This is a genomic window from Prochlorococcus marinus CUG1416 (assembly GCF_017695965.1).
In the GTDB taxonomy this organism is placed as follows: Bacteria; Cyanobacteriota; Cyanobacteriia; order PCC-6307; family Cyanobiaceae; genus Prochlorococcus_A.
The window spans coordinates 180,659-200,953 of record NZ_JAAORM010000005.1 but is presented as its reverse complement, the minus strand read 5'-3'; the positions used below and the strand labels follow the sequence as shown (position 1 = coordinate 200,953).

General features: G+C 33.2%; 20 protein-coding genes. 14 read left to right on the top strand and 6 right to left on the bottom strand.

Translation table 11 applies throughout. The annotated features are described in order from the left end of the window. Positions 1-31: 31 nt before the first annotated feature. The 4 genes from HA146_RS07265 to HA146_RS07250 are packed head-to-tail and all read left to right on the top strand — an operon-like array spanning position 32 to position 3,958. Complete coding sequence (locus tag HA146_RS07265; protein ID WP_348535297.1) at positions 32-895, top strand: TrmH family RNA methyltransferase; 864 nt, start codon at positions 32-34, stop codon at positions 893-895. Next, complete coding sequence (lpdA, locus tag HA146_RS07260) at positions 892-2,331, top strand: dihydrolipoyl dehydrogenase (protein ID WP_209108899.1); 1,440 nt, start codon at positions 892-894, stop codon at positions 2,329-2,331. The genes HA146_RS07265 and lpdA overlap by 4 nt, the downstream gene beginning before the upstream one ends. A 12-nt stretch (positions 2,332-2,343) precedes the next feature. Next, positions 2,344-3,231, top strand: coding sequence for an indole-3-glycerol phosphate synthase TrpC (gene trpC, locus HA146_RS07255; RefSeq protein ID WP_209108898.1), 888 nt, complete (start codon positions 2,344-2,346; stop codon positions 3,229-3,231). Between the two features lie 55 nt (positions 3,232-3,286). Continuing rightward, entirely contained in the window at positions 3,287-3,958 is a 672-nt protein-coding gene (locus HA146_RS07250) for a hydantoin utilization protein A (RefSeq protein WP_209108897.1), read from the top strand. Here HA146_RS07250 and sodX read toward each other — a convergent pair. The 3 genes from sodX to HA146_RS09660 all read right to left on the bottom strand — a co-directional run bounded on the left by sodX (position 3,942) and on the right by HA146_RS09660 (position 5,443). After that, the gene (gene sodX, locus HA146_RS07245) at positions 3,942-4,286 is read right to left on the bottom strand and encodes a nickel-type superoxide dismutase maturation protease (protein WP_348535296.1); all 345 of its coding nucleotides are present in this window, start codon (positions 4,284-4,286) and stop codon (positions 3,942-3,944) included. The two genes, HA146_RS07250 and sodX, sit on opposite strands and share 17 nt — an antisense overlap. 32 nt (positions 4,287-4,318) lie before the next feature. Continuing rightward, positions 4,319-4,792, bottom strand: a complete 474-nt coding sequence (gene sodN, locus HA146_RS07240; RefSeq protein ID WP_209108896.1) for a superoxide dismutase, Ni — start codon at positions 4,790-4,792, stop codon at positions 4,319-4,321. 78 nt (positions 4,793-4,870) lie between these two features. Further along, a complete protein-coding gene (locus tag HA146_RS09660) occupies positions 4,871-5,443 on the bottom strand; it encodes an FKBP-type peptidyl-prolyl cis-trans isomerase (protein WP_209108895.1) in 573 nt (190 codons plus the stop codon). A gap of 86 nt (positions 5,444-5,529) precedes the next feature. Between HA146_RS09660 and HA146_RS07230 the strand changes: the two genes are divergently transcribed. Further along, entirely contained in the window at positions 5,530-7,017 is a 1,488-nt protein-coding gene (locus HA146_RS07230) for an acyltransferase (protein WP_209108894.1), read from the top strand. Here HA146_RS07230 and mnmA read toward each other — a convergent pair. Continuing rightward, positions 7,010-8,167: a tRNA 2-thiouridine(34) synthase MnmA gene (gene mnmA, locus HA146_RS07225; protein WP_209108893.1), complete on the bottom strand. Its 1,158-nt coding sequence runs from the start codon at positions 8,165-8,167 to the stop codon at positions 7,010-7,012. The genes HA146_RS07230 and mnmA overlap by 8 nt on opposite strands. A 46-nt stretch (positions 8,168-8,213) precedes the next feature. On the opposite strand from mnmA, the gene HA146_RS07220 reads away from it, so the two are divergent. Together HA146_RS07220 and HA146_RS07215 are read left to right on the top strand one after the other, a co-directional pair. Continuing rightward, positions 8,214-9,779, top strand: a complete 1,566-nt coding sequence (locus tag HA146_RS07220) for an NAD(P)H-hydrate dehydratase (RefSeq protein WP_209108892.1) — start codon at positions 8,214-8,216, stop codon at positions 9,777-9,779. 141 nt (positions 9,780-9,920) lie between these two features. After that, positions 9,921-10,862: an RpoD/SigA family RNA polymerase sigma factor gene (locus HA146_RS07215; protein ID WP_209108891.1), complete on the top strand. Its 942-nt coding sequence runs from the start codon at positions 9,921-9,923 to the stop codon at positions 10,860-10,862. A 1-nt stretch (position 10,863) separates the two neighbouring features. Here the strand turns inward: HA146_RS07215 and pdhA are convergent, their stop codons facing one another. Then, on the bottom strand, positions 10,864-11,901 hold the full coding sequence (pdhA, locus tag HA146_RS07210) for a pyruvate dehydrogenase (acetyl-transferring) E1 component subunit alpha (protein ID WP_209108890.1): 1,038 nt from the start codon (positions 11,899-11,901) through the stop codon (positions 10,864-10,866). A 150-nt stretch (positions 11,902-12,051) separates the two neighbouring features. Between pdhA and HA146_RS07205 the strand changes: the two genes are divergently transcribed. The 5 genes from HA146_RS07205 to HA146_RS07185 all read left to right on the top strand — a co-directional run bounded on the left by HA146_RS07205 (position 12,052) and on the right by HA146_RS07185 (position 17,880). Beyond that, the gene (locus tag HA146_RS07205; RefSeq protein ID WP_209108889.1) at positions 12,052-14,157 is read left to right on the top strand and encodes an IMS domain-containing protein; all 2,106 of its coding nucleotides are present in this window, start codon (positions 12,052-12,054) and stop codon (positions 14,155-14,157) included. 47 nt (positions 14,158-14,204) lie between these two features. Next, the gene (ffh, locus tag HA146_RS07200; protein WP_209108888.1) at positions 14,205-15,656 is read left to right on the top strand and encodes a signal recognition particle protein; all 1,452 of its coding nucleotides are present in this window, start codon (positions 14,205-14,207) and stop codon (positions 15,654-15,656) included. A gap of 54 nt (positions 15,657-15,710) precedes the next feature. After that, on the top strand, positions 15,711-16,076 hold the full coding sequence (gene rpsP, locus HA146_RS07195) for a 30S ribosomal protein S16 (protein ID WP_209108887.1): 366 nt from the start codon (positions 15,711-15,713) through the stop codon (positions 16,074-16,076). Positions 16,077-16,112: 36 nt separating this feature from the next. Further along, positions 16,113-17,069 carry a PhoH family protein gene (locus HA146_RS07190; RefSeq protein ID WP_209108886.1) on the top strand — a complete coding sequence of 319 codons (957 nt, stop codon included), beginning with the start codon at positions 16,113-16,115 and terminating at the stop codon, positions 17,067-17,069. Positions 17,070-17,142: 73 nt separating this feature from the next. Then, positions 17,143-17,880: a Bax inhibitor-1/YccA family protein gene (locus tag HA146_RS07185; RefSeq protein ID WP_209108885.1), complete on the top strand. Its 738-nt coding sequence runs from the start codon at positions 17,143-17,145 to the stop codon at positions 17,878-17,880. Positions 17,881-17,929: 49 nt separating this feature from the next. Here the strand turns inward: HA146_RS07185 and HA146_RS07180 are convergent, their stop codons facing one another. After that, complete coding sequence (locus HA146_RS07180) at positions 17,930-18,457, bottom strand: hypothetical protein (RefSeq protein ID WP_209108884.1); 528 nt, start codon at positions 18,455-18,457, stop codon at positions 17,930-17,932. Positions 18,458-18,495: 38 nt separating this feature from the next. On the opposite strand from HA146_RS07180, the gene era reads away from it, so the two are divergent. Both era and trmD read left to right on the top strand, forming a co-directional pair. After that, positions 18,496-19,407 carry a GTPase Era gene (gene era, locus HA146_RS07175; RefSeq protein ID WP_209108883.1) on the top strand — a complete coding sequence of 304 codons (912 nt, stop codon included), beginning with the start codon at positions 18,496-18,498 and terminating at the stop codon, positions 19,405-19,407. Then, complete coding sequence (trmD, locus tag HA146_RS07170) at positions 19,408-20,190, top strand: tRNA (guanosine(37)-N1)-methyltransferase TrmD (RefSeq protein WP_209108882.1); 783 nt, start codon at positions 19,408-19,410, stop codon at positions 20,188-20,190. Positions 20,191-20,295: the final 105 nt, after the last annotated feature.

Here is a 20,295-nt window from a genome sequence, read left to right as displayed (position 1 = left end):
TAATGGAAATTAAAATGTAAATGATAAAAAAATTTTAAAATTCCTCATAGAAAATACTTTTTTAAAAATAACTAGTAAAAACAATAATCTAGTTAAAAGATTTAGATCATTTAAAAGCGGATCTTCTCGCAAAGATAAAAACTTTTTTTGCATAGAGGGTACTCATCTCATAGAAGAATTGTTGAATTCTGGAAATGCTCCCTCCAAACTTTTAGTTACTGATAAATGGCTTAAAAAGAATCAAAGTCTTAGCAAAAAATTTGATCAATCATTAATAACTATTGTCTCAGATGAGGTTTTGGCTTCTGCAATTTCAACAATTAATCCAGATGGCATCGCAGCATTAGTCGAAATCTCATCAATACCTAATTATCAATTTAATAGTAAAGATGATTTGGTTCTTGTTCTTGATAGGATTCAAGATCCTGGAAATATGGGAAATCTTTTTAGAACGGCTCTAGCTGCTGGGGTCAATTCAATTTTTTTAGCTGGAGGCGCGCACCCATTAAATCAAAAGGTATTAAGAGCATCATCTGGTGCCGTCTTTCACCTCCCATTTCTAAGATTTGAGGGTAATGAAGAAGAAATAATAAATTCTTTATTAAATTCTTTATGTGAATTGTCAAATGTTGGGTTTAAGATATTTTCTACTAGTAGTCACAAGAAAAAATCTTCAAAGCCCTACTGGGAAATTGATTGGACTAAACGTACAGCATTGATTTTGGGTAATGAAGGTGAAGGAATTCATAAAAAAATTCAAGAAGCTTTTAATGAAACAATTTCAATTCCGCATAGTGAGCTTGTAGAATCATTGAATGTGGCTTGTGTTGCAGTTCCATTATTATTAGAACGAAAAAGAGTCGCATACACTTCTAAATACAGAGATAAAAAGTGACTGATTCAAGTTTTGATTTTGATTTAATCGTAATAGGAGCAGGGTATGGAGGTTTTGATGCGGCTAAACATGCTGCTGCTAAGGGACTAAAAGTCGCAATAGTAGAATCTTCTGATATGGGAGGCACTTGTGTTAACAAGGGTTGTGTCCCCTCTAAAGCTCTTTTGGCTGCAAGTGGAAAAGTTAGAGAAATTGCTGATTATGAACATTTAGCTAAATTTGGTATTCATGCGTCACCAGTAAGGTTTGAGAGATCAAAAATTGCAGATCATGCAAATAATTTAGTTTTAAATGTTAGAGAAAATTTAACAAAAACTCTCAAAAGGAGTGGAGTTGAAATTATTTTGGGCATTGGAAGACTTCAAGGAAATCAAAAAGTGGGTGTGAGAGATAAAAACGGAATTGATAAAATTTTCACTTGTAAGAATGTTGTTATAGCAACTGGTTCTTCTCCTTTTGTTCCTCGTGGAATTTCTTTGGATAATAGGACTGTATTTACTAGTGATGATGCGGTTAAACTTGAGTGGCTACCAAGATGGATAGCTATTATTGGAAGCGGATATATAGGATTGGAATTTGCTGATGTTTATACCGCGCTAGGTTGTGAAGTTACCATGATCGAGGCTTTGGAGAATATTATGCCAACATTTGATCCAGACATTGCAAAAATTGCTAAGAAGAACCTTATTCAATCAAGAGATATAGATACAAAATCAAATGTCTTTGCGACAAAAATAACACCTGGATGTCCTGTTAAAATAGAACTGACGGATGCAGAATCTAAAGAAGTTATAGAAACTTTAGAAGTTGACGCTGTACTAGTTGCGACTGGTAGAAGTCCTAATAGTAATAACTTAAATCTTGAATCTGTTGGGATTGAAACAGTAAAAGGCTTCATTCCTATAGATGATCAAATGAGGGTTAAAAATGGTGAGAAAATAATACCTAACATTTGGGCTGTTGGAGATGTAACTGGTAAACTAATGCTTGCCCACACAGCCGCAGCGCAAGGTACTATTGCTGTTGATAATATTTGCGGTGGTAACTTCGAAATTAATTATAAGAGTATCCCTGCGGCAACATTTACTCATCCTGAGATAAGTTCAGTTGGTCTCTCTGAAGCTGAAGCTAAAGAAATATCGGCAAAAGAAAATTTTACTTTGGGAGTTGTCAAAAGTTTCTTTAAGGCTAATTCAAAAGCATTGGCTGAATTGGAGAGTGATGGAATGCTCAAGTTGATTTTCAATAAAGATAATGGAAAAGTATTAGGTGCTCATATTTTTGGGTTACATGCAGCTGATTTGATTCAAGAAATTTCGAATGCCATTTCAAGGAATCAAGATGTAATTGAATTATCTACAGAAGTACATACTCATCCCACTCTTAGTGAAGTAGTTGAGGTCGCATATAAACAAGCGGCTTCTCAAGTAAAATAGAATTTATACTTAATGGAAATAAGACGCAGGCCACCAAATCCAACAGTTAGGGTAGAAAATTTAGAATATGCTGTACCTCACAGAGAGGCACAAGCAAAAAATATTCTCGAAGAAATTGTATGGCATAAGGACCTTGAAATTAAGAATTTTAAAAAAATAGTTTCTTTGGAAGATCTAATAAAGAAGATTAGTAAACTTCCTGCTCCTAAAGATTTTTATGAAAGTATCTTGGAGTCGAAAATAAAACCAGGAGTTATTGCTGAAATAAAAAAAGCTAGTCCAAGTAAAGGTGTTATCAGAGAAAAATTTAATCCTGAAGAGATAGCGCCTTGTTATCAAGGATTAGGTGCATCATGTATCTCAGTATTAACCGATAAAAGGTTTTTTCAAGGTAGTTACGAAATACTTGAAAATGTAAGGAAATCAACTAATCTCCCTCTACTCTGCAAAGATTTTATTATTTCTGCTTATCAGATTTATAAAGCAAGGGTATCTGGTGCTGATGCAATATTATTAATCGCGGCGATTTTAAGCGATGATGATTTAATTTATCTAAAAAAAATTGCTGATAATTTAAGGATGAGCGTTCTTGTTGAAGTCCATAACAAGAATGAATTAGAAAGGATATTAAAGTTAAAATCTTTTAATTTGATTGGAATAAATAATAGGGACTTAAAAACTTTTAAAACAGATTTAAAAACATCAATAGAATTGATGAATACATATTCAGATATATTTTTAAAACAAAATATTCTTCCCATTAGTGAATCCGGAATTAATTGTAGAGAAGACGTAGAATCGCTTATATCTATTGGAATTAAGGGAGTATTGATTGGTGAAACTTTTATGAGAGAAAGTGATATTGAAAAACCTTTCAAGAAATTATTTAACTCAAATTAATTTTGACTCCAAATCGTGCTATAAAATTGAATAAACTGAGATGTACTGAATATATATGCAGGCTGTAATATTAACCGGTATCGTTGCAGGATTTGTGCATGTAGTTAGTGGTGCTGATCATCTAATAGCAATGGCGCCAGTAGCTATTAATAATCCCAAAAAAGCTCTTGGAAATAGTTTCTCATGGGGCTTAGGACACTCTTCTGGAGTTCTCTTATTAGCTTTTCTCGCTATTTTTATAAAGGACATTACGCCATTAAACAAATTCTCCAATATTGCTGAATTCCTAGTTGGAATTTCTCTTCTAATTGTTGGAGTATTTGCTATTAAGAATTCTTTTCAATTAAGTATGCATTCCCACTCTCACAAGCATGATAATGGGATTGCTCATCGTCATTTTCATTTACATGTTAAGGAACAAAAAAATACTAATAAGCACTCCCATGCTTTAACAGGTTTAGGCTTACTCCATGGTATAGCAGGAGGTTCGCATTTTCTTGCAGTTCTACCTGCATTAGCTCTCCCTTTAACAAGTGCTTGCTTTTATTTGATTTCATATTTAATTGGTTCATTAATAAGTATGAATCTTTTTACTTGTTTAATATCTTTAACGACCTTTAAAGCAAGTCAAAAATTTATTAAAAGATTAATAGCTGGTGCAGGAGGGCTTTCCTTCTCCATGGGATTATTTTGGATTCAAAGAAGTGCTTCTATCTTTTTGAATTAATAAAACTTTTTAATTTAGAACTGATTAGTTTAGAGGTTACAATCCCAATGATTTTTTCGTTATTTACTAATCCAAATTTATTACTATCTTCACTAAATTCCATATTGTCACCAAAAACTTCAATAGTATTTTGATTCACTAAATTTATTCTTTTGATGAGGTTTTTGTTCTTAAGTGGATGATTAAAAATAACTATTTGACCAGGTTTTGGATCTGATTTGCCTTCCTTATAATTTTTAAAAAATACAATATCTCCTTCTTTGAGGGAAGGCAACATAGAATCACCGCTAATAATGGCGGTTTTTCTTAAGCCTAAGAAAAATAAAATTAAGTCAAATAAACTTTTGAAAATAATTCTGATTAACTAGCTTTTACAAAAGCGTCTGATCTTCCTTTTGAAGCCCAGAAAATATTATGAATCTTTTCTACATAACTCATGAGTTCTTCAGCTTGAGCTAAATCAATATTAACTTTGCATGCACTGCATAATTTGGCCGCCTTCCAAATGGTTTCATGTAAGTCTGGATAAGTTTCTAAGTGAACTGGTTTAAAGTAATCTGTCCACAAAATTAGAATTTCTTTCTTTGTTTCTTTTGCTTGCTCTTCTTTAACTGCAACATATCTAGAAAATGTATTACTGTATGTAGCCCACTCTGCTGAATCAGTGCTAGAAGGAGCTTCTAATGCAATAAGTTTTTTTGTCATTGATAAAACTGCTTCAGCAGCAACTCTGGTAGATGCTGGATCATAAACACCACAAGGACCATCACAGTGAGCATGGACTGTCATTGGGGATTTTTTATCTAGAAAAGAATTGATGAATTTACTTAACATTTCAAATATTTGATGTTGTATATATATTACTTGGAGATTAACTAAATTGAAAAGTCTTAGATATTTTTCTTACTTAATTTAATTGACTTTTAATAATTCAACTTCAAATATCAAAGTTGCATTGGCGGGTATAACACTTCCTGCCCCTCTTGATCCGTATCCAAGTTCCGGAGGTATTGTTAATTTTCTTTTTCCTCCAACTTTCATGCCGGCGACACCTTCGTCCCAACCTTTTATTACTCGTCCAGCACCTAAGGGAAAGCTGAATGGAGCTCTGCCGATACTGGTGTCAAATTGTGTACCGTCTTCTAGAGTTCCTGTATAATTTACACTCACTGTTTGCCCAGCAGTAGCTTCATCTCCTTCCCCATTTACGATATCCGAAATAATTAGACCACTTTCTGTAGTCCTTGAATTGCTTTCTGATTGTGTTTCTTCTGCCATAGCGAAAAGTATAGGATTTGGATCTGATGGGTCTAGCTCAAATAAATTATTATTTGAAACATTTGATGATTTTGCAACAGGTGTTTTTTGAATTAACTGAGTTTCTGATTCGGCAGCATTAACAACTTGGGGTGAATTAAATTGACTGAAAAGAGTTAATGAAACACAAAAAACAAAAACTGCAAAACTAATAAAGACTTCTCTCACTTAAATTTTGAAAGTTACTAAAACTAAGTTTACAGAATAAAGGTACAATAAAAGCGTGATTATAAATTTAATTTAGTAATTTTAGATTGTTAATCCCGACTCAAATTAAAAGTTTAAGACAATATTTTTACCCTTGTTTAGGTGGGATTTTAGGAGGAATTTCAGTCTCAACTCACTTTTGGCTGATTTTTATGCCGATATCTTTATTTATTTTATGGGAGGGAAGTGAAAGAAAAATAGCAAATTTTTGGTGGGGCTTTTTCTTTGTTTTGATAAGTCATTCATGGTTATATGATCTTCATCCATTGACATGGCTCGGTTTTTCATGGTTTGCAAGTTTAATAATTGCCATTTCAATATTATTATTTTGTGCTTTTTGGGGTGGGTTATTAGTTTATTTATGGGGGCTGTTAGTTGAAATGATTCTCTGGAAAGAGGATGTTTTTAAAATGAAAATTATGCCTTTAACCATAAAAGTATTCTTTTTATCTTTGATTTGGGGGATTGGTGAATTGATACTTTCTCAAACACCTTTTTTCTGGATAGGTTTAGGTGAAAGTCTAGTCCCAGGTGATATTTATCTTGCTGGTTTGGCAAGATGGATTGGTGCAAGTGGTTTATGTGTAGTACAAATATTGATTGGATTTTGGATTTTTTTTAGTCACGGAAAATGGAGAAGAAAACTTCATTTTAAAAAAATATTTATTTTTGGACTTTTGGTTATTGTTTTCTTACATTTATTAGGAGGTTTAACAACTCCAATAAAAAGAGATTATGAATATCCAGTAGCTATTTGGCAAACAAATATCCCAACAAGAGAAAAATTAAAAATAGATAATGAGTTTATTAAAGAAAAACAATCTATCGCTCAAGAATATGCTTTAGCCAATCAAGCAAAACTTCTTGTTGCTCCTGAAGGAACTCTAACTAATAATTTTTATTTACCTAAAGGCATTAAGGTTAATACTTTGGCAGGAGGTTTCAGAAATTACGAGAATGAGTTAAGAAGCTCTTTACTGGGATTTAAAATTGGAGATAAATCTTTTACCTCTTTCATAGATAAAAATAGACTTGTTCCATTAGGTGAAAAAATACCTAGATTTCTAAATAGTTTTTCAAGAGGATTATCTGCACTAGGAGGAATTCAACCAGGTTCTGATTCAAGATTTTTCGATCCTAAATTTACACCTCCATTAGCAGTAGCTATCTGTTACGAAATTAGTGATGGAGTGAAAATAAGAAAGGCTATTAATAGTGGCGCAACACTAATAATAACTGCAGCAAATTTAGATCCCTATCCAATTAAGCTGTCTAATCAATTCCTATCTTTGGCGAGATTAAGAAGTATTGAAAATAAGAAAAATAATTTACTCGTATCAAACACAGGCCCTTCGGGTTTAGTTCAGGATGATGGAAAAATAATTCAAATGCTTGATTTAAATGTTGAGCAAAATGAAATAGTGTTCCCTAATTTTTCATCCGAAAAGACTTTCTATACAAAATTTGGAGATAAACCTATTTTGTTTTTGTTTATATTTTTTATGGGATTAAATATCTTTTGGAAAATTAATTAATTAATCCACCACCTAATAAAATTTCTCCTTTATAAAAAACTGCAGCTTGTCCTGGCGTTACCGAACTTTGACTTTCTTCAAAAATTAATTTAAATGTTTTAGTTGGATTATCTGAATTTTTCAAAGGAATTAAAGTGCCTTTTACTGGATGACTTCTATATCTGATTTGTGCTTCTACTTCTATCTCTTGCTTAGGCTCTTCGATTGAAACCCAGTTAACCTTATTAATTATTGCTTCCCTATTAAAAAGATCACTTTTATCAGCTACGTACACTACGTTTTTTTTTCTGTCTAGACTTTTTACATATAATGGTTCAGGCCAAGCAATGCCCAAACCTTTTCTTTGGCCTACCGTAAAGTGCTGAATACCATTGTGTGTCCCAAGGACTTTACCGTTGACATGAATAATTTCTCCTTCTTTGGGCTCAATGTGCTTGTCAATAAATCTCTGCATTGATCCATAATGCTCAACTAAACATAAATCTTGACTTTCTGGTTTTTGAGCAGTTCTAAGGCCTAATCTCAGGGCTTCCTTCCTCGTTTCTTCTTTTTTCATTTCACCAAGAGGAAATTTTAATCTGCTCAGTACTTCTTGTGAAAGAGAATAGAGAAAATAACTTTGGTCTTTGTTCTCGTCAGCACCTCTTAGAAGAAGAAATTCCTTAAATATAAAGCTCTTGCAATCAAGTTTTTCAGCATAAGATGATTTTTTCAGCCTTGCGTAATGTCCGGTTGCAATATAAGTAAAGTCTTTTTTGGTTATTGCGTAATTAAGCATCTCTTCAAATTTCACATTTTTGTTGCACATCGAACATGGAAGTGGAGTGAAACCTTTCTCGTAGCTTTCAGTAGTTTTTTTAATCACCTCTCTTTCGAATATTTCTCTTGAATCTATTATTTTATGGTTAATTCCTAAATCTTCACAAAGGCCAGCAGCATCTACTAATCCTTCAGAACAACAGGACCCTTGTCCTTTCATTAGCCAAAGAGTTAGTCCCTCAACATTCCAGCCTCTTTCAACAAGAAGAGCAGCTGAAAGGGAACTATCTACGCCACCAGAAAGACCTACAATAATATTTTTCTCCTTTTTAGTTTTATTATTAGTAGAAAAATAGTTCTCTAATTTTTTATCCTTTTGTGTCTTTAACATGGAAGTTTAATTTTTTGAACAGTACTTCAATTGTTTTGTACTAATTATGAACGAAATTGTATGGCCAACAATTGACTCTAAACATTTAATTGTTGATTCAAAGCAAATGTTGATATTAGAGAAAGAAATGTTTTCTGATGGCATGCCACAAGAAGCATTGATGGAAAAAGCTGGAATCCAAATTAGTAGATGGCTCTTGAAAAGGAAACCTCTTTTAAAGCATGGAATAACTGTTTTAATAGGTCCTGGGCATAATGGTGGGGACGGTGCCGTAATAGCTAGAGAGCTTTTTTTGAAAGGTTTTTTAGTCCAGGTATGGTGTCCATTCCCGATAAAAAAAACATTAACAAATAACCACCTTAATTATCTTACATCTATTGGTGTTACAAAATTAGTAGAGCCCCCTAATGCAAATGGGAAAGAACTATGGATTGATGCGGTTTTTGGTAATAATCAAACAAGAATAGTTGATAATAAATTAATCAAACTATTTAATCAAAAATTTCATAATAAATATGGCAAGGTAATAAGTATTGATATTCCAACAGGATTATGTCCTAATAAAGGAAAGCCGTTTTTAGATAATGCAGTAAAGGCAGACTACACTTTAGCTATAGGTCTTAATAAAATTGGGTTAATACAAGATTCTGCTTTGCCTTTTATTGGAGAATTGAACCATATAGATGTAGGGGTACCTATTAGTAAATTGTCCAAAGTTGATAGAAGGATTTTTAAGGTTACTTACAAAGATTTAAAAAATATTGATTTACCTTCTTTACCAAAAAATTCCAATAAATATAAAAGGGGAAGAACATTATTAATCGCGGGAAGTGAAAAATATCCTGGCGCAGCATACTTAGCATTAAAAGGGGCCATATCAAGTGGAGCAGGATTTATCTCTGCGGTCTTGCCTGAGTTAGTTGCTGAATCTATTTGGCAAGTTGCCCCAGAAATAGTTTTAAAAGGAACTATGCAATCTAATCAAAATGGAAATGCATCCTTATCAAGTGTATTAAAAAATATTGATTTAAGTGCATTTGATTCATTAGCTTTAGGCCCAGGCATAGGAATTGATTATGATGATTGGGAAAAATCAAAAGACTATCTTTTAAGTTTTGAAGGATTATTGATCTTGGATGCAGATGCACTCAATAGGATTTCGGAATCTAAATTAGGATCAAAATTCTTTTTAGAGAGAAAATTTAAAACATGGATTACACCTCATACCAAAGAATTTTCAAGGTTATTTCCTCATATAAAAGGTGAGACTAATGTTGGACTAGCTCTTAAAGCGGCCAAAGAATTTAATATAAGTGTTTTGTTGAAGGGAGCTAATAGCATAGTCGCTGATGATCAAAAAGCATGGCAACTTTTTGGAACTGATTCTCAGACGGCTAGAGCTGGATTAGGTGATCTTTTATCCGGATTTGTAGCTGGCAGTTCTGCGATTGATTTGACGTTTTGTAGAAATATAAAGACTGATTTTTTTGCTAAATACGTACTTTTACATTCATTCGCAGCATCAAAGTGTAAAACTGGGTCAAATGCTTATGCGATTGGTGATGAATTATCGAAATTAATGAGAAATAAGAAAACGAGACAAATATCTTGAAAGAAACAATTTAAGAGAGTTATTTATAGTTTTAAACACATAAATATACAAATATTACTTGAAATCTGAAGCGCGCATTAAATATTCGGCTATTTCATTAAAAGTGTAGGAGAGTCTTAGTACCTTATTTAGGTCAAAAAAATGGTTTCCTCAATACCAGCACAAGCAGAACCCCCAAGAAGAAGAAGTAATGATCCGATTAGTTGGTATTTGCAGAACATCGGGCGAGTTCCTTTGTTAACACCTGCTGAAGAGATTGAATTGGGAAATCAAGTTCAGAAAATGATGATTCTCACAGAAGATGGTCAATTAAATGAACAAACTAAAGAATTTACAACGCAGCAAAAAAGAACAATAAAAATTGGCAGAAGAGCTAAAGAGAGAATGATGAAAGCTAATTTAAGATTAGTTGTTAGTGTGGCAAAAAAATACCAAGGTAAAGGTCTAGAACTTCTTGATTTAGTTCAAGAAGGTTCTCTTGGTTTGGAGAGGGCTGTGGAAAAGTTTGATCCGACAAGGGGATATAAGTTTTCTACTTATGCTTTTTGGTGGATTCGACAAAGTATGACAAGAGCAATAGCTTGTCAATCACGAACAATCCGTTTACCAGTGCATTTAAGCGAAAGATTAGCATCTATAAGAAAAGTTAGTAGGGATCTGGCACATAAACTTGGTGCTATGCCAAGCAGAATTGAAATTGCAGAAGCAATGGAAATTGATGTGGAAGAATTAGATTCTGTTTTAAGACAAGCTTTATCAACAAGTAGTTTAGATGCTCCAGTTAATGGTGATGATGGGAGGAGCTTTTTAGGTGATTTAATTGCAGATAGTAATAATGAAGAGCCTTTAGATCAAGTTGAACAGAAAATGCATCAAGAGCAACTTGGGAAGTGGTTAAGTCACCTAAGCGAGCAAGAACAACATGTTCTTAAATTAAGGTTTGGACTAGATGGAAATGAGAGGCATACACTTGCAGAAATAGGTAGATTATTAGAAGTTTCTAGGGAGAGAGTAAGACAAGTTGAATTGAAGGCATTAAGAAAATTAAGAAATTTAACCAGAAAATTACCTAGTACTATTTAATCTAATCTTCAGCCCAAATATATTTAGTTAATTCTTCTGAAGGTGGTTCAGGTGAATCTAAAGCATCTTTAACAGAATCAGTTATCTCTTTATCTATTTTCTTTTCAATATTTTTTAATTCTTCTTGGGTTGCGAATTTACCCTCAATAATTTCTTTGGCTAATTTCTTAATTGGATCTCTTTTGCCCCAAAACTCCTTCTCTTTTTCTGCCCTTAATTCATCAGGATCTGCAAGAGAATGACCTCTATATCTGTAAGTTAAGCATTCTAAAAGAGTGGGCCCCTCTCCTGCCCTAGCTCGTTTAATTGCTCTTTGTGCTGCCCCTCTTACTGCTAATACATCCATCCCATCAACTTCCTCACCATGCATGCCAAAAGCAGAGGCTTTTCTCCAGATTTCGGGATTGCTGGTTGCTCTATCGTGAGCCATACCAATAGCCCATTTATTATTCTCAACAACAAAAATTATAGGTAATTTCCATAATTGGGCCATATTTAAACATTCAAAAAACTGTCCATTATTGCAAGTTCCATCTCCAAAGAATGCCGCAGTTACTGCATCACTATTATTATTCCCAAGAACTTCCTTTTTATATTTGCTTGAAAAGGCTGCTCCTAAAGCCACTGGTATGCCTTCTCCAATAAATGCATATCCTCCCAATAAGTGATGCTCTCGTGAAAATAAGTGCATGGACCCTCCTCGGCCTTTACTACAACCTGTAGCTTTACCAAAAAGTTCACTCATAACTTCAAAAGAGGGAACACCTGCACTTAGTGCATGAACATGATCGCGGTAGGTGCTACAAAACCAATCATGTTTCTTTTTCATGGCGCCAATTACTCCAGTGCTAATTGCCTCTTGACCGTTATATAAATGAACGAAACCAAACATTTTCCCCCTATAGTACATTTCTGCACACTTATCTTCGAATCTTCGACCAAGTGTCATATCTTCATAAAGAAATAATCCTGTTTCTCGATCTAATTGGGCTTTTTTTATGTCTTGAAGATTTGAGATTCTCTCTACGTGTGTTTCCAAGAAAATACCTTATTGAAGTTTTGATTTGTTAACATTCTAAGCTGTGAAGGTCGATTTTCATGATTTTTTTTAATAACTCTGTAAGACCTTATGAAAAAAAGTTTTTAACTTGATAAAATTTGTCTAAGAATTTTTCAATAGGATATTTGTTTGGAACTTCCTTTAGACCATTTTCGTTTAATTGGCGTAAGCCCCTCCGCAACATCTGAGGAAATATTAAGGGCGTTTCAGTTAAGGTTAGATAAAACTCCTGATGAAGGTTTTACTTATGAAGTTCTAACCCAAAGATCAGAGTTGCTTCGTTTAACTGCTGATTTGCTCACAGATCCAGAAAGTAGGAGAGAATACGAAAATTTGTTACTTAATGGAGCCTCTGGATTAGAGTTTTCTTCAAATAGAGAAGTAGCGGGGTTAATACTTCTTTGGGAATCAGGTTCACCTAAAGAAGCTTTTAAAATCACAAGAAAAGCTTTGCAGCCTCCACAAACCCCAGCTTTAGGCAGTAGTCGAGAAGCTGATTTAACTTTATTGGCTGCTTTAACATCAAGAGATTCTGCGATACAAGAACAACAGCTTAGATCCTATTCAAACGCTGCAGATTTTTTACATGAAGGTATTCAACTTCTGCAAAGAATGGGAAAGCTTGGAGAAATAAGGAAAGATCTTGAAGAAGACTTGGTTTCTCTGCTTCCTTTCAGGATTCTAGATCTCCTTAGTAGGGATTTAAATGATCAGGAGTCTCATAAAAAAGGTTTAAGTATGTTGGAAAATTTAATAGTTAAAAGAGGTGGTTTAGAAGGTAATAATAAATCTGAATATGGAAATTATTTAAATCAACAAGAGTTTGAAGCTTTTTTTCAACAAATTAAGCCATATTTGACTGTTCAAGAACAGATAGATTTGTTTCTTGGATTACAAAAAAGAGGATCATTAGAAGCAGGATTTTTAGCTTTTTTATCCTTGACAGCAATTGGTTTCTCAAGAAGAAAGCCGGAAAAATTATTTGAAGCGAGGAGGATATTAAAGAAACTAAATTTATCAGGTCTTGATTCAATGCCTCTTGTTGGTTGTTTAGACTTGCTACTAGCAGATATTGAAAAGGCCTCTGCAAGGTTCTCCAGCAGTTCTGATGAAAAATTACGAGATTGGCTTAACAATTATCCAGGCAATAACTTGGAGGCGATATGTATTTTCTGTAAAAATTGGTTGGAGAATGATGTTTTAGTTGGTTATAGAGATATTGACTTAAAAGAAGTGGATTTAGATTCTTGGTTTGAAGATAGAGAAATTCAAGAATTTATTGAAACATTAGAAAAGAAATCAAATAAAACTACAATTAAATCAAATTTTCAGAACCAACAGATCAAAAAAGAATCTTCTACAAAAATCACAGATGATTTTGATAGTACATTAGATAATATTGATGAAAGTAGATTACCTTTGCCAGGTGGCATAAAACAAGCATATGAAAAGCTTGATATTCAAGAAAATAAATTCAATGAGGAAATCTTCAAGAATAAACCAATAGAGTTTTATAAGTACTTAATCGAAAAAATTGCTGAATTAAAGTTTGTTTTTGGAGAATTTCTTGAGGATAAACATATTACCAGTCGCACACCTTACTTAATTTATTTATATGCTTTTTTGATCTTATTCACATTTGGTATTGGCATTGGATTTTTAAGAAATAATTTTAAAAATTCAATTCAGGATGATGCTGTTGAGGATAAACCTTTTATAGCTTTAGATAAAAATCAAAAGGTTAGTGATAACGATATTACTCAAGAAATAAAAAAAAATTCTTCAAATAAATTAAATTCAATCCCTGAGAAATCTACTGCAATTAATTCCTCTAAATTCAAAGCACTTACTACAGCATCGCCTTCTTTAGAAGAGGTAAGAGATTTAATTAATATATGGCTTCTGAAAAAAAGTAATTACTTAGCTGGAAAGAGTGAACTTAATCTCTCTACGATTGTTAGTAATGGTTTGATTGATAGAACAATTGAAGAAAGACAAAATGACATAAAGAAAGGAATTTATAAACAAATTACTTCCCAAATACTTAATATAGATTTGAAATCGCAGACTTCCTCTAGGATTGTTGTTTTAGTTGAATTAAATTATTTAGAGGGAATATTAAAGGATTCTGGGGAATTTGTTAACGAAACATCATTGAATCCTCTAAAGGTTAAATATATTTTGGGTTTTTCTAATAAATCATGGAAATTGGTTGATTTTGTAAGTGGCTTGTAAGTATAAACTTCGAGATCATCTATAATAATTAAAATTTCTTTTTAATAATGTTTGATGAACTCTCATCACGCTTTGAAGACGCAGTAAAAGGTTTAAAAGGCGAAGCAAAAATTAGTGAAAATAATATTAATGATGCCTTGAATCAGGTAAAAAGAGCACTTCTTGATGCCGATGTTAGTTTGTCTGTAGTAAAAGATTTTATATCAGATGTTAAAGATAAAGCTATCGGAGAAGAAGTAGTTAGGGGTGTAAACCCAGGTCAAAAATTTATAGAAGTTGTAAATAAAGAATTGATTAACATTATGGGGAATGAAAATTCTCCATTAAACGAAAATAAAAATAGTCCCACTGTTATTTTAATGGCTGGACTTCAGGGAGCTGGTAAAACAACTGCAACAGGAAAATTAGGCCTTTATTTGAAGGAAAAAGAAAAAAAAGTTCTTTTGGTGGCTGCAGATATTTATCGGCCAGCAGCTGTAGAACAACTTAAAACATTAGGAAGTCAATACGACTTAGAAGTTTTTTCAGCAAAAGAGAAAAATAGCAAACCAGAAGAGATAACGAAGGACGCATTGAATTATGCGAGTGAAAATAATTTTAACTCGATCATTATTGATACTGCAGGAAGATTGCAAATTGATGATTCAATGATGAGTGAAATGGTTCGGATAAAGGAAGTTTCTAATCCTGATGAAGTTTTGCTTGTTGTTGATTCTATGATTGGGCAAGAAGCTGCTGATTTGACAAAGTCTTTTCATGAAAAAGTAGGAATTTCAGGGGCGATACTAACTAAGTTGGATGGCGACTCTAGAGGAGGAGCGGCTTTATCAATAAGAAAAATAAGTGGTAAACCTATCAAATTCATAGGTGTAGGCGAAAAGATAGAGGCACTGCAACCATTCCATCCAGAAAGAATGGCTAGCCGAATTTTAGGAATGGGTGATGTATTAACACTTGTTGAAAAAGCACAAAAGGAAGTCGAGCTTGCTGATGCAGAAGCTATGCAAAAGAAACTTCAAGAAGCAACTTTTGACTTTAATGATTTTGTTAAGCAAATGAGATTAATAAAAAGGATGGGCTCACTTGGTGGATTAATAAAATTAATACCTGGTATGAATAAAATCGACGATGGGATGATAAAAGATGGAGAAGATCAGCTTAAGAAAATAGAATCTATGATTTCATCAATGACTCTTGAGGAGAAACAAAAACCTGAAGTCCTTGCTGCTCAGCCTTCCAGAAGACAAAGGATTGCTCAGGGTAGTGGTTATGAAGCAAAAGATGTAGATAAAGTATTAGCTGATTTTCAAAGAATGAGAGGTTTTATGAAACAAATGTCGAATGGAGGAATGCCTGGAATGGGAGGAATGCCTGGAATGGGAGGAATGCCTGGAATGGGAGGAATGCCTGGAATGGGAGGAATGGGAGGAATGGGTAGTAATAAGCCGATGAAAAAACAGAAAAATAATAAAAAGAAAAAAGGGTTTGCTGATTTATAGTTTCTAATTTTTTACCTTTAAATGATATTATTATTAAAAACTAATTAATTTAAGATGATTAAGTTGCGCCTTAAGCGCTTTGGAAAGAAAAAAGAGGCAAGTTTCAGAATTGTCGCATGCAATAGTACTTCCAGAAGAGATGGTAAACCTCTGCAAGAACTAGGTTTTTATAACCCAAGAACTAAAGAAACTAGGCTTGACACAGAAGCTTTAAGAACAAGACTTACACAGGGCGCTCAGCCCACTGATGTGGTTAGAACTTTATTAGAAAAAGGAGGGTTGTTAGAAAAAATAGAGAGGCCCTCTATCGCAATTGGTAAGGCAAAGTTAGAAAAGGAAAAAATAGCTAAAGCTAAGACTAAAGACGAAGAGAATGATAGTAGTAAAGCTGAAAGCGTTAGTGATGAAGCTGAAAGTTAGTGTTTTGACTAATTTTTATTCTTTTACAATAACTAAATGAAAGAAGTTTCCAAAACTGGTAACTTCACAATTGATTTGCCAAACTCTGATGCTGCTACAGCATTATCTGGACCTGGTAATTCTTTTTTAAAAAAGTTTGAGTCACTTACAGGAGTTTCTTTAACTATTAGAGGCTTACAATTAGAGATGAACGGTGTCATATCTAAGATAGAGAGAGCTTCAGCCCTAGTAGAGCTGACAAGACCCATTTGGGAACAAGGATTAGAAGTTCCAGAGGTAGATCTTAAAGCAGCTCTAAGCTCTTTAAATATGGGAGAGTCATCTTCACATGCTGAACTTGGGAAAAAAGTTCTTGCCCGTTCCAAAGAAGGAAGATACTTAAGACCAAGAACTATAAGGCAAAAAGAATATGTTGAATCGATTGAAAACTTTGATCTTACCTTTGCAATTGGTCCAGCTGGAACTGGTAAGACATTTTTGGCAACTGTTTGCGCAGCAAGACTATTAAACGAGAAAAAAATAGAAAGAATTGTTCTAACTAGACCAGCTGTGGAAGCTGGCGAAAGCTTGGGATTCTTGCCTGGGGATTTACAACAAAAAGTGGATCCATATTTAAGACCCCTATTTGATTCTTTACATAGTATTTTCGGATTTGATAGAACAAATTCGTTAATCGATAAAGGAATTATTGAAGTTGCACCATTAGCATTTATGAGAGGCAGAACCTTGGATAACTCTTTGGTCATTTTAGATGAAGCACAAAATACAACTTGCTCTCAAATGAGGATGTTTTTAACAAGATTAGGTGAAAGATCAAAAATGGTTGTAAATGGAGATATTACTCAAATTGATTTAAAAAAAGATCAGGAAAGCGGCCTTATTGAAGCATCAAGAATTTTTTCTGAAACTGAAGGTATAAAGTTTTGTTTTTTAACTGTTGATGATGTAGTTCGTCATCCTTTAGTTCAGAAAATTATTGAGGGTTATAAATAACTTTATAACTCTGGAGATCCGTACCCTGAAATTTTAAAAATCAAGTAGAATAGGTGCATATTTAATAAAAAAAATGCCAGCAAGTAGTAATTTCAATCAAGCTATTCGTGAAGCACAAACTAGTGCAATTGTTGGACCTAATGTTGTTCAAAAAGCTCTACCCTATGTCGGTGGAGGTATGGTTCTAACTTCTTTAGGTGTTTTAGCAGGTGTCTCACTTATAGCAACAAATCCTGGGCTTTTCCAACCTCTTTCAATAGTTGCTTTAATTGCAGAGTTGATTTTATTTTTTATAGCCACAAGTGCTGCTAATAATGCAAATAATGCAAAGGCCTTGCCTTTGCTAACAGGATTTAGCTTGTTAACAGGATTTACCTTAAGTGGAATAGTTGCTTTGGCAATAGGAACAATTGGTATTGGTTCGGTAGGAACAGCTGCTTTAGCTACAGGTATAACATTCGTTATTGCCTCTTACACTGGCCAAAGAATGAGCGATAGTGTTGGTCAAGCACTTAGTGGGGTAGTTGGTCTTGGGTTGATAGGACTGCTCATAGCAATGTTTGTTCAATTGATTGGAGGATTCTTTGCTCCAGGAGTTTTTGGAGGTTCAGGACTCGAATTGATAATTGCAGGATTTGGAACTGTCTTATTTGTTGCAATGTCTTTCGTTGATTTCTATACAATGCCAAGAAGATATAATGATGATCAATACCTTGCAGGAGCTTTAGGTATGTATTTAACTTATATAAATCTTTTTGTTTTTATATTGAGATTAATGATTGCTCTCCAAGGCGGTGGAAGAAGAGACTAATAATTACTTAATTTTCTAATTAAAAGCGTAGATTTATTTCTACGCTTTTTTATTGGGCGATATCAAAAATTTGTTTTTTTATAAATTCCTTTTGCTCTGAGTCATATTTTACTGAATTATCAAAACTATTTCCCATAGTATCTAGGTCTCTGAGGACTTGATTAACAAACTTTATAACTGACTTAGTTTCAAGTAGTCTCAAAATAGCTTTACATCTGCTTGAAATATTTTCTGATGTTATCTCATATTCATGATTATTATCTCTTCGATGAATAATAATTTGAGCTGAACTCATTATTAAATTTTTTAATACTATGTCTGTTACAGCATCCCCACCTTCATTCAGTTTGTAAATTAGTGAAAAAGGAAGTTTATCTAACAAAAAACAATCTTTATCTGATAAAGCGTACGCAAAAAATCCTCTGAGTCCATTTCTTGTTTTAATTAGCTCTGCAATTCGATCTGCTAAAACCTCTTCGCTGAGTAAATCTTCACCCCACTCTTTACACCATTGAGTGGATATATTTATTGCTTGCGTAAAAGAAGCTTCCTTTAAATTTATGGTTTTTTTTTTCATTTTTGATCAGAATTTTATTATTGATGCATTAAAAGTCTTTGACTAATTATAGATCTGGGTTTGTAACTTTACTAGGAAGACCAAATGTGGGTAAATCTACTTTAATAAATAAATTGATTGGAGAAAAAATAACAATTACTTCTCCAATAGCGCAAACTACTAGAAATAAATTAAAAGGGATACTTACTACAGAAAATGGGCAAATAATTTTTGTCGATACACCAGGTGTTCATAAACCTCATCATCGACTTGGAGAAATATTAGTAAAAAACGCAAAATCTGCAATTAATGGAGTTGATATGGTTATTTTTGTAATTGATTCAAGTGAAGAACCTGGTAGAGGTGATGAATATATATTGAACTTTTTAATCGCAAATAAAACTGATTTTATTGTTGCACTGAATAAGTGGGATTTGGTTAATAAAGAATTTAGGAATTTACGTATAAATCAATATAGAAGATTTTTTGGAATTAATAGAAAATTTCAAATTATAAGTGCTTCTCAAGGAGAAGGATGTTCTGAACTAGTCGATATGGCACTTAATTTTCTTCCAGAGGGACCAAAACTTTATGGCGAAGAGACGATATGCGACCAACCATTAGATAATTTATTATCTGATTTAGTAAGAGAGCAGGTATTAATAAATACAAGAGAAGAAGTCCCTCATAGTGTTGCAGTAAAGATAGAAAAGATAGAGGAAATGAAAAGAAAAAATGGCAAAAGTTTTACAGCTATTTTGGCTACCATTATTGTTGAAAGATCAACTCAAAAAGGCATTCTTATTGGAAAGAAAGGTTCAATGTTAAAAATTATTGGTCAGTCAGCAAGATCAAATATGTCAAAATTGATTGATGGTCCAGTTCATCTGGAATTGTTTGTGAAAGTTGTTCCAAATTGGAGAAAAAAAGAATCAAGGTTAATTGAGTTTGGTTATGAGGAAGATTTCTAGATGAGTAGTTTTAATTTTGATGTAATTACATTGTTCCCTAAAGCTTTTGAATTGATAAATAATTCAGGGGTCATAACAAGAGCTCTAGATAAGAATTTGATCGATTTAAAATTACATGATTTAAGAGAATATGGTGAAGGGTCTTACAAACAAGTAGATGATAAGCCTTATGGAGGAGGAGCAGGTATGGTACTAAAACCTGAACCTATTTATAAGGCATATGAATCAATTAGAAAAACACCTAAAAGTAAAACTTTGTTGATGACCCCACAGGGTAAAGTCTTAAAGCAAAAGGATCTTGCGAGATGGTCCACTTTGAATCAAATAATAATTATTTGTGGTCAATATGAAGGTTTTGATGAAAGAATTAGATGTTTAGCTGATGAAGAGATATCGATTGGCGATTACGTCCTTTCTGGAGGTGAAATACCCGCTATCTCAATAATTAACGGTTTGACTAGATTATTACCAGGAACTCTTGGTGATCCAGACTCCTTAGTGGATGAGAGTCATAATTCTTCTTTATTGGAATATCCTCAATATACGAGGCCGTTAACTTTTAGAGATATGAAAGTGCCTGATATTTTAGTAAGCGGTAATCATGAAGAGATTAAATCGTGGAGAACAAGAAAAAGTATTGAAAGAACATTGGAGAGAAGAAGTGACTTAATTTCCAATGAAAACTACAAAAAATCCCCACAAAGTAAGAGAATAATAAAAGAATATAATCAATTCATGAAATTTAGAATAGATAATGAATATTATAATTACCCTGACTGGTAGTTATAACTGGGATTTATAATAAGGTTTGAGTAACTGATATGTCACAAACTAATTACAACGCTGCATAATTGGAATGCAATTCATCTTTAAGTTACACAAAGTTAA